Source organism: Acinetobacter colistiniresistens, assembly GCF_024582815.1.
Taxonomy (GTDB): domain Bacteria; phylum Pseudomonadota; class Gammaproteobacteria; order Pseudomonadales; family Moraxellaceae; genus Acinetobacter.
Genome location: NZ_CP102099.1, coordinates 662,912 through 679,324, shown reverse-complemented (window position 1 = coordinate 679,324; position 16,413 = coordinate 662,912). Strand labels below are relative to the sequence as shown.

The 16,413-nt window shown below is 43.4% G+C and carries 15 protein-coding genes; 3 read left to right on the top strand and 12 right to left on the bottom strand.

Annotation, left to right across the window (positions count from 1 at the left end):
- The first annotated feature begins 128 nt into the window (after positions 1 to 128).
- Positions 129 to 851: a hypothetical protein gene (locus NQU59_RS03230; RefSeq protein WP_257065005.1), complete on the top strand. Its 723-nt coding sequence runs from the start codon at positions 129 to 131 to the stop codon at positions 849 to 851.
- A gap of 376 nt (positions 852 to 1,227) precedes the next feature.
- Here the strand turns inward: NQU59_RS03230 and NQU59_RS03225 are convergent, their stop codons facing one another.
- The 5 genes from NQU59_RS03225 to ribF form a co-directional block, all read right to left on the bottom strand.
- Entirely contained in the window at positions 1,228 to 1,770 is a 543-nt protein-coding gene (locus NQU59_RS03225; protein WP_257065004.1) for an NADPH-dependent FMN reductase, read from the bottom strand.
- Positions 1,771 to 1,874: 104 nt separating this feature from the next.
- Positions 1,875 to 2,357, bottom strand: a complete 483-nt coding sequence (locus tag NQU59_RS03220) for an FKBP-type peptidyl-prolyl cis-trans isomerase (RefSeq protein WP_257065001.1) — start codon at positions 2,355 to 2,357, stop codon at positions 1,875 to 1,877.
- 1 nt (position 2,358) lies between these two features.
- Positions 2,359 to 2,889, bottom strand: coding sequence for a signal peptidase II (gene lspA / locus NQU59_RS03215; RefSeq protein ID WP_162130233.1), 531 nt, complete (start codon positions 2,887 to 2,889; stop codon positions 2,359 to 2,361).
- Positions 2,890 to 2,893: 4 nt separating this feature from the next.
- The gene (gene ileS, locus NQU59_RS03210) at positions 2,894 to 5,731 is read right to left on the bottom strand and encodes an isoleucine--tRNA ligase (RefSeq protein ID WP_257064998.1); all 2,838 of its coding nucleotides are present in this window, start codon (positions 5,729 to 5,731) and stop codon (positions 2,894 to 2,896) included.
- A 328-nt stretch (positions 5,732 to 6,059) separates the two neighbouring features.
- Positions 6,060 to 7,061 (bottom strand): bifunctional riboflavin kinase/FAD synthetase, encoded by a 1,002-nt coding sequence (gene ribF, locus NQU59_RS03205; RefSeq protein ID WP_005240655.1) that lies wholly within the window; start codon positions 7,059 to 7,061, stop codon positions 6,060 to 6,062.
- A gap of 207 nt (positions 7,062 to 7,268) precedes the next feature.
- On the opposite strand from ribF, the gene NQU59_RS03200 reads away from it, so the two are divergent.
- Both NQU59_RS03200 and NQU59_RS03195 read left to right on the top strand, forming a co-directional pair.
- The gene (locus tag NQU59_RS03200) at positions 7,269 to 8,402 is read left to right on the top strand and encodes a TDT family transporter (protein WP_005240654.1); all 1,134 of its coding nucleotides are present in this window, start codon (positions 7,269 to 7,271) and stop codon (positions 8,400 to 8,402) included.
- A gap of 62 nt (positions 8,403 to 8,464) precedes the next feature.
- Positions 8,465 to 9,031 (top strand): phosphorylase family protein, encoded by a 567-nt coding sequence (locus NQU59_RS03195; RefSeq protein ID WP_144583536.1) that lies wholly within the window; start codon positions 8,465 to 8,467, stop codon positions 9,029 to 9,031.
- Between the two features lie 50 nt (positions 9,032 to 9,081).
- Here the strand turns inward: NQU59_RS03195 and NQU59_RS03190 are convergent, their stop codons facing one another.
- The 7 genes from NQU59_RS03190 to argA all read right to left on the bottom strand — a co-directional run bounded on the left by NQU59_RS03190 (position 9,082) and on the right by argA (position 16,373).
- Positions 9,082 to 9,693, bottom strand: coding sequence for a TetR/AcrR family transcriptional regulator (locus NQU59_RS03190; RefSeq protein WP_004773426.1), 612 nt, complete (start codon positions 9,691 to 9,693; stop codon positions 9,082 to 9,084).
- Between the two features lie 211 nt (positions 9,694 to 9,904).
- Positions 9,905 to 10,705 (bottom strand): ABC transporter ATP-binding protein, encoded by an 801-nt coding sequence (locus tag NQU59_RS03185; RefSeq protein WP_257064995.1) that lies wholly within the window; start codon positions 10,703 to 10,705, stop codon positions 9,905 to 9,907.
- A 12-nt stretch (positions 10,706 to 10,717) separates the two neighbouring features.
- A complete protein-coding gene (gene ssuC / locus NQU59_RS03180) occupies positions 10,718 to 11,521 on the bottom strand; it encodes an aliphatic sulfonate ABC transporter permease SsuC (protein ID WP_005240648.1) in 804 nt (267 codons plus the stop codon).
- Complete coding sequence (gene ssuD, locus NQU59_RS03175) at positions 11,518 to 12,693, bottom strand: FMNH2-dependent alkanesulfonate monooxygenase (protein WP_005240646.1); 1,176 nt, start codon at positions 12,691 to 12,693, stop codon at positions 11,518 to 11,520. The genes ssuC and ssuD overlap by 4 nt, the downstream gene beginning before the upstream one ends.
- A gap of 21 nt (positions 12,694 to 12,714) precedes the next feature.
- The gene (locus NQU59_RS03170; protein WP_373462997.1) at positions 12,715 to 13,620 is read right to left on the bottom strand and encodes a sulfonate ABC transporter substrate-binding protein; all 906 of its coding nucleotides are present in this window, start codon (positions 13,618 to 13,620) and stop codon (positions 12,715 to 12,717) included.
- A gap of 94 nt (positions 13,621 to 13,714) precedes the next feature.
- Positions 13,715 to 14,704, bottom strand: coding sequence for a sulfonate ABC transporter substrate-binding protein (locus tag NQU59_RS03165; protein WP_257064993.1), 990 nt, complete (start codon positions 14,702 to 14,704; stop codon positions 13,715 to 13,717).
- 313 nt (positions 14,705 to 15,017) lie between these two features.
- Positions 15,018 to 16,373, bottom strand: coding sequence for an amino-acid N-acetyltransferase (gene argA / locus NQU59_RS03160; protein WP_257064992.1), 1,356 nt, complete (start codon positions 16,371 to 16,373; stop codon positions 15,018 to 15,020).
- Between the last annotated feature and the right edge of the window lie 40 nt (positions 16,374 to 16,413).

Sequence of the window (16,413 nt, the reverse complement as noted above, 5' to 3'; positions counted from 1 at the left end):
ATTAGATAAATCCAATAGTTGATATTAATTTAAATGAAAAGCCAATCCAGTTTTTTGCTATATGGTAGTTAGATTTTATAAATTTAGTCAGTTTTCGGGAAAAACTTTAATTTATAGGAAATTTACTTTTGAATAGTAGAGATGATTTTAATAAAGAATCAAAGAGAACATTACAGGAACGAGTTGGAAACCGTTGTTCTAATCCGGAATGTCGATGTTTGACGTCTGGACCAAATTCCAATGAGGAAAAGGCAACAAGAATTGGTGTAGCTGCTCATATTACTGGAGCTTCAGAAGGTGGTCCACGTTTCGATTCTTTATTAACGAAAGACAAAAGGTCCCATATATCAAATGGTATTTGGCTTTGCCAAAACTGCGCAAAACTTATTGATAATGATGAGAAAGTTTACGCTGTAAGCTTATTACTACAATGGAAGCAAGTCTCAGAAGAAAACACCCGTCGAGAGCTAGAAGGTAAATCACCTATTGAATATCCTATAAAAGACGGTTGGATATGTGGGCATTGCCGTTCTTTTGTTGAACATCGGCAAACCGTATGTAGAGTATGTCATGCAGATGTTGCATATTCAGCGACGAGACATGAACGAGCTGAGGCAGGAAAAACGGGCTTATTCGTCGGTGCTGCTTTGAGTGCTTTTATTTTTTTAGTCTTTCCTCAACTAGTTAACGATAAATTTGATTTAAGTATTTCTATTGGCTTAGGACTCGGTATATACGCAGTAGTTGTGGCTGGATTATTAAGCTCTCTAGGAATGTTTGCATGCATTGAGCTTGAAGAGAGAAAGTATAGAGGTAAGCCACCAAGATTTTTCCGACAAACAAGTATATGAGCTCGTAAATGATGTTGGAGGGATTTACGTTGTAGAACAGTTTTAGTAGGTAAAAGATCTCGTAGCGATTTCTTTTACTTGTTCGCCAAACAGAGGTTAGTATCTGTATTTACTATTCCAACCTTGTGCGGATCATACCGAAATGATTGCGTATTTAAAAAGTCTTTAAATCGCGGATAAAAAAAGAAGCCCCATCATCCTGACGGGGCTTCTTTATATTCAGTTTATGTCGTTGATATCCTATTAACGACCACGTCCTGTGTGTTTTATTATTCTCAATGAGACTTCCTGTCTCTCTATGTTTCATATATTAGCGATTAAGTCGAAAGTGGAACAGACGCAAATCTACCTGATCAATGTACGCTTAGGCGTACAACTAAGCGAGATTATATTTCTGTAATTTAGCAATCAGCGCTGCTAATCCTTTCACTTCAAACTCATTGGCTTCAAAGTTCTCGTCTTTATTACGTTTAAAGATGTCACGAATTTCAATCACCGCATTGGGATCAACGAGGCCTAAGCTTGAGGTTACTTGGCGAATTTGACTGATTGAACGTGAGCCATTGGTTGAACCATAGCCGATAAAGGCTGCAGGTTTGCCTTGCCATTCTTTACCGACATAATCCAAGGCATTCTTGAGTGCTGGACTATAGCCATGATTATATTCAGGGCTAATGAAGATAAATGCCTGTGCCTGCGCAATTTTATCTGCCCATTGCTGTTGTTTCGGCTGATCATAGATGCCTGTTGCTGGTGGATGAGAACCTGCAAATAGCGGTAAGTCCCATTCCTTAAGATCAACAACTTCAGTTTGAATATCTTTTAATGCGAGTTCAGTTGTTGCTTGTTGTACCCAATTTGCGACTTTGATCGCGGTACGCCCTTCGCGTACACTACCAACAATAATATAAATGAGCATGTTTAAATTCCTGTGTTATTGCTTTGATTTTAAAATGAATGCCTTTAAATGATCTTATACTTTTTTTAGGCGATAAAAAAAGCTCTCATTTGAGAGCTTTTTTGTTACATCAATTTGATGCCTTGCTGACCCGCAGGGGTGACTTTGAAGATTTCCACTTCAAAGGTAATATTTTTTCCTGCGAGTGGATGGTTAAAATCGATTTCTGTGGTGTCATCATTGACCGATTTTACAATACCAAACAGTGTAGCTTTGGCCTTGTCTTCAAACTCAATCATATGACCCACGATTGGGCGTTGTTCAAATTTAACCGTATCAAAGATTTGGATATTTTCAGGATTCCAAGGACCAAAAGCATCTTCTGGTGGTAAATGTACGGTACGACGGTCGCCTGCACGTAAACCAAAGAGTGCCTTTTCAAATCCTGGCAGTAAGTTACCATCGCCAATCACAAGGCTGACTGGTTCTTCACGACCGCGAGTGTTATCGATTTCAACACCATTTTCAATAGAGACGGAAAAGTGTAATTCAACTTTTGAGCCATCTTGAATACGAATTTCTTCGTTTGGTTGAATAATTTCAGTCATGTTATGCATCCACGTTTTGGTTACGTTTCTTCTCAAGGAAGAAGGTATCAATCAGCAGCAAAATCGTGCCTAGCGTAATTGAGCTATCTGCAAGATTGAAGGCTGGAAAATGACTATTTTGATAGTAAACATGAATAAAATCGACCACATAGCCTAAGCTGACACGGTCAATCAGATTGCCAATTGCACCACCGAGAATCAACGCGATCGCCATTGGTAACACGATCATTTTCTTTGGCATACGCATCAGCCAGAAAATGAAAATGAGCGATACCACACCTGCTAAAGAGGTGAAGAAGTAGCGTTGCCAGCCGCCTGCATCAGACAAAAAGCTGAATGCTGCACCATAGTTATGCAACAAGGTCCAATTTAAAAAGGGCAGTACTGGAACAGGATCTGCATAATTTAAATGTGAACTGGCAATCCATTTAGTCCATTGGTCCAACACAATGGCGAGGACTGAAAGTCCAAGCCAAAGCAGGTTATGCGGATAAAATTGGAATAAGCCTTTTTTTGCTGGGCTAGTTTGCACAGAATTATGCATATTTTCTCACTTCGCCACTGCCAGTGACGTTGATAATACAACGAGCGCATAAACCAGGATGGCCAACATGTGTATTTACATCAGGCAGTACATGCCAGCAACGTACACATTTTTCACCATCTGCTGCGGAGACTTGGACACGTAATCCTGCAAGATCCGTGCTTTCACCTTGTTCAGCATAAGGGTGAACGATGACTTGAGAGGTGATCAAGACAAAACGTAATTCATCAGCCAATTGGTTTAACAATGTCTGTAAGGCTTCATCTGCCCAAAGTTCAACTTTGGCAGATAAGTTACTGCCGATGAGTTTAGCGTTACGTGCGGCTTCGATCTGTTTATTTACTGCTGATTTTACGCTAATCAATGTTTGCCAATCTGCTTCAGACAGTAAGTTTGCTGTTGATGCGGTTGGGATGTCATACCATTCAGCCGTGAACACATATTTACCGGTTTGTTCAGGAATCAATGGCCAAGCTTCTTGTGCGGTAAAGCTCAAGATTGGTGACATCCAGCGTACAAAGGCTTGTACGATGTGATATAGCGCTGTTTGTGCAGAATGACGTGCTTGAGAATCTGCTTTAGTGGTGTACTGACGATCTTTGATGATGTCGAGATAGAAACCACCTAAGTCGTTAATACAGAAGTTGGTCAATGCATTGGTGACAATATGGAAATTCATCTCTTCATAGGCTTGCTGGATGGTTTTTTGAACCTCAGCAGCGCGTTGCAAGATGTATTGATCCAAGGCAATCAGTTGGTCGACTGGTAAAGCATCTGTCGATGGTTTGAAACCATTTAAGTTGGCCAACAAGAAACGTAAGGTATTACGGATACGACGATAGCCATCAGAGGCACGGCTAAAGATTTCCTTACCAGCCGTCATTTCATAGCGATAGTCCGCAGATGCGATCCAGAAACGTAAGCCATCTGCACCCATATCTTTAATGATGTCTTGTGGGGTAATGATATTCCCCAATGACTTAGACATCTTGCGGCCTTTCTCATCGACCACGAAACCATGCGTGAGCAGACCTTTATATGGCGCACGTTCATTGATGGCAATAGAGGTTAATAACGATGATTGGAACCAGCCACGATGTTGATCTGAACCTTCCAGATAGAGGTCTGCTGGCTCTTGCAGATCATCACGCTCGCGTAACACGGCATAATGTGTAGTTCCAGAGTCAAACCAGACATCTAAGGTGTCACGAATGGCATTGTATTGCTCAGCATCAGCACCGATGAATTCGCTAGCTTCACGGTTATACCAGCCATCAATGCCTTCTTGTTCGATCAGTTTAGCCACTTCTTCGATCAATTCAGGGGTACGTGGATGCAGGGCATTGGTGTCTTTGTGTACGAAGAATGGGATTGGCACACCCCAAGTCCGTTGACGTGAGATACACCAGTCTGGACGACCTTCGATCATCGACTGAATACGGCTTTGGCCCCAATCAGGCACAAATTCGATCTCGTTTTCAATTGCATTCAAGGCATTTTGGCGCAGACCATTGGCATCCATGCTGATAAACCATTGTGGTGTTGCACGGAAGATAATTGGAGTTTTATGGCGCCAGCAGTGCGGATAGCTATGTTTGATTGGCTGATGTGCCCATAGACGACCAACTGCACCCAAGGCCTCAATGATTTGAGGATTGGCTTTATAGATGTGTTCCCCTGCAAAAATAGGTGATGTTGGTAAATAAACACCATTACCACCGACAGGATTTTCAACTTTTAATTGATACAGCAAGCCAACTTTATAATCGTCCACACCATGACCGGGTGCGGTATGTACTGCACCAGTCCCGCTGGTCGCAATCACGTGTTCACCTAAAATCACAGGCACTTGACGATCGGCCAGTAAAGGATGTTGCAATAACAGGTTTTCGATCGCAGCCCCTTTGAAATCAGCAAGTACAACTGGATTTGCCAGTTTGTAGCGTTCGATTGCAGATTCAACCAAATCCTTGGCCAGAATAAAGTTTTGCGTACCACGTTCAGTGGTCACTTGAACCAATTGATAGTCGATATCAGCGTGTAGCGCCACGGCTTGGTTGGCAGGCAAGGTCCATGGTGTGGTAGTCCAGATCACGATATCCGTGGCATCTTGAACATCAACATTCAAACGTGCGCTGAGCTCTTTGAGATCAACCACGGTAAAGCCAACATCAATCGCATCTGATTTTTTATCTTCGTATTCAACTTCAGCTTCAGCCAGAGAAGAACCACAGTCCATACACCAGTTCACAGGTTTTAAACCCGGTTCGATATGGCCTGCTTTGGCAATAGCGCCCAGTGCACGCACGATATCCGCTTCTTGCTTGAAGTTCATGGTCAGGTACGGATTGTCCCAATCACCGAACACACCCATACGCACAAAGTCTTTCTTTTGTAGTTCGACTTGGGTATACGCATATTCACGACAAGCTTTACGGAAGGTTGAAGCATCGACTTTAACGCCCACTTTACCGACTTTTTCTTCGACTTTCAGTTCGATTGGCAGACCGTGACAGTCCCAACCTGGCACATACGGTGCATCGAAGCCGTCTAAAACGCGGCTTTTAATGATGATGTCTTTGAGGACTTTATTGACAGCATGACCTAAATGGATTTGACCATTGGCATAGGGAGGGCCATCATGCAGTACATATTTTTTCTTGCCAATACGCGATTCACGAATCTGCTGATAAATGTTGTCGGCATACCACTCTTCTAACCATTTGGCTTCACGCACAGCCAAGTTTGCCTTCATGGCAAATTCAGTCGCTGGCAAATTGAGTGTGGCTTTATAATCCACTGCATTTTCAGGAGTTTGCTTATCGCTCATGCAAGTTTTCTTCCAGTTTGATCAGTTTGTAAACTGACATGTATTACTTTAGGGTCTGTTAACACTTCAGCCATGCCTTGCGTTATTGGCTAAAACCACACAAACAAGGCATGAAACGTAGGCAATGGCGATCCCCTTGTCAAGTCTCATAACGATGTTTGGGGCAGTTTTAGCTATAACCCTTCGGGACAGGGATATTTTTTGCCGCTACTGCGTTATAACTTGGCTCATTTAGAATGACTAAATTTCGCAAGTCATGCCTTGTATCGTCTAAAAAACTCCTCTGTCGCAAGCATTGTGAAGTGTAAACAAACCCTACTAATTAAATTTAAAATGGAAATTCTGGTGTACTGGTCCGATAGTCTCGTAACTGTTGCACATCATGATTAATTCCAGCTTTGAGGGCTTCAAGCGAAGGGTAATTCAGTTCACCATGTAAATAGTGAAGGAAAGTGACCCGCATCAATAAGCCATACAGATTAGCAGAAACATCAGGGAAATGTACCTCTAATCGCCATTCTGGATGGACTTGTTTGATGGCTGGGCGTGTCCCCACATGACCTGCACCAAATAAACTGTCGGCTTGATAGCCTGTAATCCCGTTCAGGGCAGGATCGACATGTTTTACTTTTGCATTCAAGGATGCATTTTCACAGACTACATCCACCGCATAAATCCCGTTTAAACATGGTTTGTGACGGTTTAAACGAACATTAATGGTTGGAAAATCAAGGGTTCGACCAATCTGATCGCCATATTGCACACGGCCTGTGATGCTATAAGGGCGACCCAATAGTTTGGCTGCCAATGCCAGATCACCTTCTTGTAAAACTTGACGAATACGGGTTGAACTGACACGTTCACCATTTAAAGCGACGGTATTTAAATTGGTCACGTCAAAGCCATAATCGCGTAAAAATTCGCTGTTGCCTTGGCGGTCTTTGCCAAAATGGAAGTCATCGCCGAGTACCAAACTTTGTGCATTAAGTTTTAATTTGAGTAGTTCAGCAAATTCAGTAGCATTTAAACTTCTAAAATATTGGTCGAATTTCGCAACAGCAATGTAGTCCACACCCAGCTCAGTTAAATATTCTACTTTTTCTCTGAGTGAGCTGATCCGTGGTGGCGCTTCATAACCTTTAAAAAATTCAAGCGGTTGTGGCTCAAAAATCATCACCAGTGTTTTTAGGCCTTGTGCCTCAGCCAGACTTTTCAATTGGCTGATCATCGCCTGATGGCCAAGATGGACACCATCAAAATTGCCAATCGTTACCGCAGTTGGGGGTAACTGAAAGTCTGGCGATAATGCGTTGAGACGAAGCAACTTCATGGGCGTTAAATACAGTGATTTTTGCAAAGGCTATATATTGCCATATTCTCAGCGTTTCGTCTTGTTGTTGTGTTTTTACACAGAAAAATTTCAATATTTAAAGTTTTTATATCAATTAAATTGATTCATTAAATAAAAATAAATCAATTTTTCTTATTTAAAGGTTGATCTAAAATAGTTTCATAGTCGCTTGATATCGAGATAGAGATGAAAAAGCCGTTTTATCAACTAGAGCAGAGCACCGATGTGATTCGCCATTTTACCCCAAACTGGTTTACTGCAACTATGGGTACGGGTGTGGTGGCAATGATTTTAGCACAGCTGCCTTTCGCTTCATCGATCTTATTTATGCTTGCGACCAAATTATGGCAGTTTAATATTCTGTTATTTAGCACCTTTAGTGTGCTCTATATCTTACGCTGGATTTTATTTCCGGCTGAAGCTAAGCAGATTTTTACTCATTCCAACATGAGCTTATTCCTCGGTGCGATTCCGATGGGCTTAGCGACGATTGCCAATGGTTTTCTCAGTTTTGGGACTCATTTATATGGTGATATTGCCATCCAGATTGCGACCTATCTCTGGTATCTGGATGTGTTTCTGGCAGTGGTGATTGCATGGGCGGTGCCGTTTTGTATGTTTAGCTGCCAAGATCATCAATTACATCGCATGACCGCAGTGTGGTTACTCCCGATCGTGGCCTGTGAAGTCGCTGCCAGCTCTGCGGGGCTGCTATTGCAACATTTAGCAGCAGATCAGCATGCATTAACCATCTTGATCACAGGCTATGTGTTGTGGGGCATTTCTGTACTACCTGCTTTTGCGATCTTAACCATTTTGATGCTACGTCTGGCTTTGCATCAATTACCTGAGAAAGAAGTCGCGATTTCTAGCTGGTTATGTTTAGGACCGATTGGAACAGGGGCATTGGCATTATTGCTACTCGGTGAACAAGCGCCACGTATCATGCAGGCGATGGGTTTCGAAGGCTTAGCCACATTACTGCCAGCCTTGGGCATTGTGGCAAGTTTGGTGCTATTAGGTTTTGGTCTATGGTGGTTTGGGATTGCGATTTTGACCACACTGCGTCATATGCGTACTGGAATTCCATTTAACTTGGGTTGGTGGGGGCTGACTTTCCCATTCGGTGTGTTTATCTTGGCGATCTTTAACTTGGCGCATCAACTACATCTCGACTTGTTACAGTATGTAGCAGTGGTTTTAAGCGTGTTGCTGGTGGGTTTGTGGGCATTGGTGATGAAGAAAACGCTGGCAGGAGCCTATAGCGGTCAACTATTTTTCTCTCCTTGTTTGGTCGCCTTACAGCAGAAGATGCAATAATATCAAGGTGTGCTAAAGCACACCTTGTTTATGTCTCTATTTTTATTTGAACGAGTCTTTTTATGAATGCTGATGTTGCTCTGATTATGGCTTTGCCGAATGAGTCTAAAGGGTTGTTTGAACAAGCTGGTATTGACGTTCATTACAGTGGCATCGGCAAAATTAATGCAGCATTCAAGGCATTTGAAGTGATTCAAAAGACAGGCTGTAAAACGCTGATCAATCTAGGTAGTGCAGGTAGTTCACATTTCGACGCGCACAGTCTGGTTGAGGTGGTTACTTTTGTACAGCGCGATATGGATGTGTCTCCACTCGGTTTTGCAGTTGGAGTGACCCCGATGGATGACGAAATTCCTGCAGAGATTCATACCCAGCCCCATTTTGAGCTTTTACCCAAAGGGATCTGTGGTACAGGCGATTCGTTTGAAACAGGCGTACCGAAAGTGAGCTGTAATTTGGTGGATATGGAGGCCTACGCTTTAGCCAAAGTCTGTCAAAAGCTAGGAGTGCGTTTAATCTCGGTCAAATATATTACAGATGGTGCCAATGATACGGCTCATTTAGATTGGGAAGAAAACCTGTTACTTGGGGCACAAAAATTACTGGCGCTGTATCAGGCACATTTTTAAATCAAGAAGCCCATCAAATCGATGGGCTTCTTGGACAATATTTTGAGTGTTTAGCGTGGCAATACGCCGTATAACATCACATGTACAGTATGTTCGATTGTACGTTGGAACATACTACGGTTACGTAAGGTTTTCCCTGTCACCATTTCAATCTGGGTTGAGAAATCCGCATAATTCTGTGTAATGGCCCAGATATTCAGAATTAAAAGTTCTGGATCAATATCTGCTGATAATTTGCCTTGTTCTTGCCAGGTTTGAATGACTTTGGCTTTACGTTTAAACAGCTTTTTCAGAGGGCCTTTTAAGATCGGTAAAATATGTGGTGCGCCTTGAATGATCTCAAGTGCAAATAAACGTGAGGCTTTGGGTTGGTCACGTGAGCTTTCGATTTTTTGAATTAAATAATGCGTGAGTGCTTCTGTTGGTTCAAGCTCTGACTCTAGGGTTTGCAAGGGTGCAAGCCATTTTTGTAAGACCGTGGTGAGCACTTCGACATAAAGTGATTCTTTATTTTCATAGTAGTAGAAAATATTAGATTTGTGCATATTTGCCAGTTGCGCAATCTCATCCAGACTGGCACCACTGAACCCATAGACGGAAAAAACATCGAGGGCAGCATTCAGCAGTTGATTGCGCTTTTGTGTACTTTTTTTCTGTTCCATCTGCGAGCTTAATTCAAAAAATGTCTTTGACATTGTAAGATAAATTGTTGGATTTGTGCACAGTAACATAATTTTTTTATCGAAAAAGCTATGCTTCTTAGACCAATGGTGACGATGTATTTGATAATTATTGAAATCTAAAACAGCGCATACATATTTTGTAAATAATTCATCAATTGTTCATAAAGCTAAACGGACTTGTTTGCGGGTTTTAGGTGGCTAAAACCGCCTCAAGTACTTGTTGCTCAAGTTGTGCAAAGGCAATGCTCTTTTTGCGAGGGCGGGGTAGATTGACCTGAAAGCTATGCGCAATATGCCCCTGATCTAACAGAATAATTCGATCAGCAAGTTGTACCGCTTCACTGACATCATGGGTGACCAGAATCGCAGTAAAACCTTGTTCTCTCCATAAACGTTCAATCAAATTTTGCATCTCTAAGCGAGTCAGCGCATCTAAGGCACCCAGAGGTTCGTCTAAGAGTAAAATACGTGGGGCATGGGATAAGGCACGTGCCAGTGCAGCACGTTGCCGTTGTCCGCCAGAAAGCTGTGCTGGCCAGTGATTGGCTTTTTCTTTTAAACCTACTTTTTCTAATAGCGTTGCGGCAAGCTGCTGCTGATCTTTCGGCAAGCCCAGTTGTACATTGTGTAAAACACTTTTCCAAGGCAGAAGGCGAGGGTCTTGAAACATGACACGGATATCTGCATTGGTAATCCCTTCGCGGAAATGACGGGCAGACTGGAATTTGATTTCGCCATAACTGGCTTTTTCCAGTTGGGCAATCAAGCGCAACAGCGTACTTTTACCACAACCGCTACGTCCAACGATTGCCAAAAACTCACCTGCTTGAATATTCAGGTCTAAGTCTTCAAGTACCTTAACGTCGCCATAAAATTTATACAGTTGCTCAATCAGAATATCTGCGCCATTGGCGGGTGTCGTTGTGCTTTCTGGCTCAGCAATCGGCTGAATGAGATTGTTGTCATAAAAATTTAAATTGAGGTTACTCATCGTGATCTCCTTTTATTTTTGGTAGCCTGCATGCCAGCGTAATAAATAACGCTCTAAAGCCTGGGCCAAAACATCGGCTAATTTACCCAGCAGGGCATAGAGTAAAATCCCAACCAAGACAATGTCGGTTTGTAAAAACTCGCGAGCATTCATGGTCATATAACCAATGCCAGACTGCGCGGAAATGGTTTCAGCAACAATCAGCAGTACCCAGACCAGACCGAGTGCAAAGCGGAGTCCAACTAGAATGGACGGCATCGCTCCTGGTAAAATAATGTCTTTGTACAGTTGCCAGCGATTCAGTCCATAGCTTTTGCCCATTTCGATCAATTGTGGGTCAACCGAGCGAATCCCATGATAGGTATTGATATAAATTGGAAAGAACACCCCAACAGCGACCAAAAACAGTTTGGCCGTTTCATCAATCCCAAACCATAAAATCACCAGTGGAATCAGCGCCAGTGCAGGGATGTTACGAATCATTTGCAGGGTGGTGTCCAGTAAAGTTGAAGCCAAACGCGATGAACCATTGAGCAGTCCTAAAACCAGACCGAGCCCGCCACCAATCAATAAACCGAGCAAGGCACGCCCTGCACTGACTTTGACATGCTGCCAAAGTTCACCGCTCAGTAACAAATGCCAAAAGGCACTCACCACAGCGGTTGGGGCAGGTAAAACGCGACTTTGTAAAAGACCGGAACTTGAGGCTGCTTGCCAGACGAGAAGGAGCAAAATCGGGAATAGCCAAGGCAGCAGAACTTTGCTTATATTTTGTGTTCCACGTGAAACATCATTCAAAAAAGGTTTTGCACTCATGCGTCCTCCTTGATCAAGGTTTTTGTTTCCTTGGTCTCAGGGACATAGTTATTGGCAATGATTTCTCCGAATGGGCCTGTGAGATGAGGCTGCGCCAGTTTTTCACGAGTTTTAAGAGGCAGTAATGGGAACACCAGTTCGGCAAAACGGATGGATTCTTCCAAGTGTGGGTAGCCTGAGAAAATAAAAGTATCTATGCCTAAATCAGCATATTCCTGAATTCTTGCAGCAACAGTTTCAGGATCACCGACCAAGGCTGTTCCTGCGCCACCACGAACTAGACCAATGCCTGCCCATAAGTTTGGAGAAACTTCCAGCTGGTCTTTACGTCCGCCGTGCAGTGCGGCCATACGTTGCTGACCAACCGAATCCATTTGCGCAAATTTTTTCTGAGCGGCAGCAATCGTTGCGTCATCTAGATATTGAATCAGTTCATCCGCTGCAGCCCAAGCCTGTTCATTGGTCTCACGTACAATCACATGTAAGCGAATCCCATAATTCAGGATACGGCCCTTGGCTGCTGCTTTGGCACGTAAATGTTCAATTTTCTGTTTGACTGCAGCAGGAGGCTCGCCCCACGTCAAGTAGGTATCGACCTGTTCAGCCGCCAGCTCAGTTGCTGCTTCTGAAGATCCCCCAAACCAGAGGGGGGGATAAGGCTGTTGCACTGGTGGATAAAGTAATTTGGCATCATCGACGCTTAGGCGCTCACCATGAAAAGTAAAAGCTTCCCCTGTGTGTGAACGGGTGAGAATTTCACGCCAGATTTTGACATATTCGGAGGCGGTCTGATAACGGGTGCTGTGATCTTCGTACAGGCCATCGCCTTTAAGTTCCTGCTCATCCCCACCAGTCACCAGATTCAATAAAATACGACCATTCGACAGGCGATCAAAGGTGGCGGCCATACGTGCTGCAAGTGCTGGTGTGGTGATACCGGGACGCAGTGCAACCAGAAATTTAAGCTGTTTGGTGGCATCAATCAGGCTGGCAGCGGTGATCCAAGGGTCTTCACAAGAGCGTCCTGTTGGAATGAGTACCCCTGCATATCCCAGATTGTCTACGGCAACGGCAATCTGTTTCATATAAGCATGATCGACCTGACGAGCACCCTTGCTGGTGCCTAAATAACGACTGTCACCATGAGTGGGAATAAACCAGAAAATATTCATATGCTTACCTATATGTTGAAATTATTTGGCTTGCCAAACAGCTTGTTTGATGCTGATGCTATTCGGGATAATGCCTTGCTGGGTAAAAATGTCGGCGAGCTGCTGTTGCTCCGCAATCACTTTGGCATTGAGTGGTGCGGCAGCAGAAGACCGTGGGCGGCGCTGCACAAATAAATTGCTAACCGTCGGTTTCAGGCCAGTAGCTTTCCCAATCAGGTCGGCTGTTTCGCTTTGATGTTGTTGTACCCAACGATCTGCTTGGTTAATTTGTTTTAAGAGAGCTGCAACGGCTTGAGGTGATTGCTGCACAAAATTTGGTGCAGCCAGATAAAACGTATAATTTGGACTGAGATTTTGTCCTGTTGCCAAGACTTTGGCCTGATCTTCTAACTGGGTCGATGCATAATAAGGATCCCAAATGGCCCAAGCATCGACAGCCCCTTTTTGAAAAGCGGCACGTGCATCGGCCGGGGTTAACCAGATCGGCTGAATATCACTCCACTTCAATCCTGCCTTACGTACGGCTTGTACCAATAAGAAATGTGCGCTGGAACCTTTTTGTAGAGCGATACGTTTACCTTTAAGCTCACTCAGTTGCTTCAAGTTTGAGTTCTTTGGAATTAAAATAGCGGAAGCCAAAGGTTTTGCCGTTTCATAAGCGATATAGTAAAGCGGTTTTCCTGCCGCCTGCGCATAAACTGGAGGTGCATCTCCAGTCACACCGACATCGATTGAACCGACTGCGAGCGCTTCTAAAATCTGTGGACCTGCGGGGAATTCATTCCAGCTGACCTTGGCATTTGGGAACTCTTGTTCCAATAGTTTTTGTTGTTTGGCGATTGCAAAGTTAATCGAGCTTTTTTGAAAACCAATGCGTAGTTGTTTGACCGTTGGATCAACCGCCCAAACCGGAGTAGAAAGCAGCATACCCAGGCTCGTCAAGGCGATGAGGCATTTGAATCGGTGGGCTTGTTGTTGCATTGCAATCTCCTTGAACTCGTATGTACTGATGAAAGGTCAATTATTTTTTGGGGGTCAATAAGGCATCTTGAATGACGAGCTGTTTTGGAATGAGTTGTTGAGCGTAGAAGGCATCAGCAACATACTGCTGTTCTTTTGCAACTTTTTCAGAAATGGGTAGAACGCCAAAACCCATGCGGGAAATGGATGTTTTTAAAATATCAAGCTCAAGTGCAGTGGGTTTTTCTAACAATTGTGCAGCTGCATCAGGATGGGCTTTGACCCAATCTGTAGTTTGGTTGAGCGTCGTGACCAAGGTGTTAAGAACTGCAGGATGACTTTCCGCAAATTGACGATCAGACAGATAGAATTGATGGTTACTGACCAAGTGCTCACCGTTGGCAATCTGACGTGCATGAATTTGCTGCTCCGCTGCGGCAAGGAATGGATCCCAAATTACCCAAGCATCCACTGCACCTTTTTCAAAAGCAGCACGTGCATCTGCGGGTGGCAGATAAACAGGCTGAATATCCTTTAAGGTCAGATTATTGGCTTCGAGTAATTTAAGTAACAGATAGTGAACATTTGACCCTTTATTCAACGCAACCCGTTTACCTTTCAGATCCTGGATTGATTGAATCGGAGAATCCTTTGGAACAATCAAAGCCTCAGCAGTTGCTGCTGCAGGCTGGTTGGCAATATAGACCAAGTTGCGGTTGGCTGCTTGAGCAAAGATTGGCGGGGCTTCCCCTGTTTCACCAAACACTACACTCCCGACATTGAGTCCTTCCAACAGTTGTGGTCCCGCTGGGAACTCCACCCATTTCACGGTTACACCTTGAGCAGCAAGGTTTTTTTCTAATTCACCTTTTGCTTTGAGAATCGGCAAGATGCCATACTTTTGAAAGCCGATATTTAATGTTGTGGTTTCTTGTTTTGTTGTTGCTTGCTGCTCTGGTTTTTTTGCACAACCTGTAACACCAATTACACTGGCAAGACTTGCCGCAATGAGGGCTGATGTTGTCCATGAACGCTGGATGGAAATAGCCATGTTGGTTGTGCTCCCCGACAAATCAAAAAGATTTAAATAAGATGAGCAATTAAGCTAAAGCTTTTTTTATTGCATAAAAAATAAGTAATCAGGCTTTGCTTATGATGAAAAGTGCAAAATAGAAGATTGCATAATCTTATCAATAAATGGAATAAGTGTTAAAAAGTGAACAATGTTAAATATTTGTTTTTATTTATATTTTATGATTTTTCTGTTTAATAAATTTTTTCTTTATACAGACTTAAGCAGAGATAATGATGATGAAGAGAGATCTTTATCAAAAATAAACATATCTCTTCATCATGCTGGATATTTAGCGCAGTCTCTTTTTAAATACTAGCGAATTACGTTGATAGTTATATAGGGCCTGACGTGCATTCGGTAAATCATCCACACTGGCAGGGATAAAGCCTTGTTCTAAAAACCAGTGTGCGGTTCGCGTGGTGAGGACAAACAGCTGTTGAATTCCTTGTTGTTTGGCCTTGCTTTCCAAAAATTGCAGAATTTGGCTGCCGCGATTGGATTTTCGATAACTTGAATCGACTGCAACACAGGCGATTTCAGCAGAACGGATTTCACTGCTATCTGCTGGGATTGGATAAAGCGCTGCACAGGCCAAGATCATGCCATCTCGTTCAATGACAGCAAACTGTTCAATTTCACTTTCAAGGCGTTCGCGTGAGCGATAAACCAGAATGCCTTCTTGTTCCAGTGGTCGAAGGAGATGAATCAAGCCACCAACATCGTGAATATTGGCGATACGCACTTCTTCATAGTGTGCATCGGTAATTAATGTCCCAATACCATCACGGGTAAACAGCTCTTCAATCAAGGCACCGTCATAGGTGTAAGAGATTAAATGCACGCGATGCACACCAGATAAAGAAGCTTGTTGCGCTTGTTTGAGATGTAAAGCGAACTCGGGATATTGTTGCTGATTCTGCTGAATATAGGGCTCCAGCTGGCGTGGACTTAATTCACGCAGCAATTGTTGTTGAGAGTTCATAAGCCCTTGTTTTTCACCAAGAAAAATCAACTTGTCTGCTTTTAAGGAGATGGCTGTTTTGGTGGCAACTTCTTCTGCCAGTAAGTTAAAGACTTCTCCCGTAGTTGAATAACCTGTTGGTCCCAATAAGACAATATTATGATTATCTAAATGGCGCTGAATGGCATCGGTATCAATTGAACGGACTTCTCCAGTGAGCTGGAAATCAATACCATCCCGAATCCCGTACGGTTTCGCCGTGACAAAATTACCAGAGACCACATCAATGCGAGCGCCGTACATGGGAGAGTTGGCCAAACCCATCGATAACAATGCTTCAATCTCTAGGCGGATCGAACCGACTGCATTCATGACGGCACGCAGGGATTCACGTGTGGTGACACGACGATTGTGGTGAAATGGAGCTTCGATATGACAATCACGCAGATTTTGATTGATTTGTGGACGTGCGCCATAGACCAAGATCAGGCGGATGCCCAAAGAGTGCAGCAGGGCAATATCATGGATAATATGTTGAAAATTTTCGTGCTGAACCGCTTCACCGGCAAACATCAACACAAAGGTTTTATCACGATGTGCATTGATGTAAGGAGCGGAGTGGCGAAACCAATGCACATAATCTTGGGTTGTACTATGTGAAGTTTCAATCATTTGGTTCGCCATGGGGTTCTCAGATGTACATCAATTGCTTTGATTCTAACGA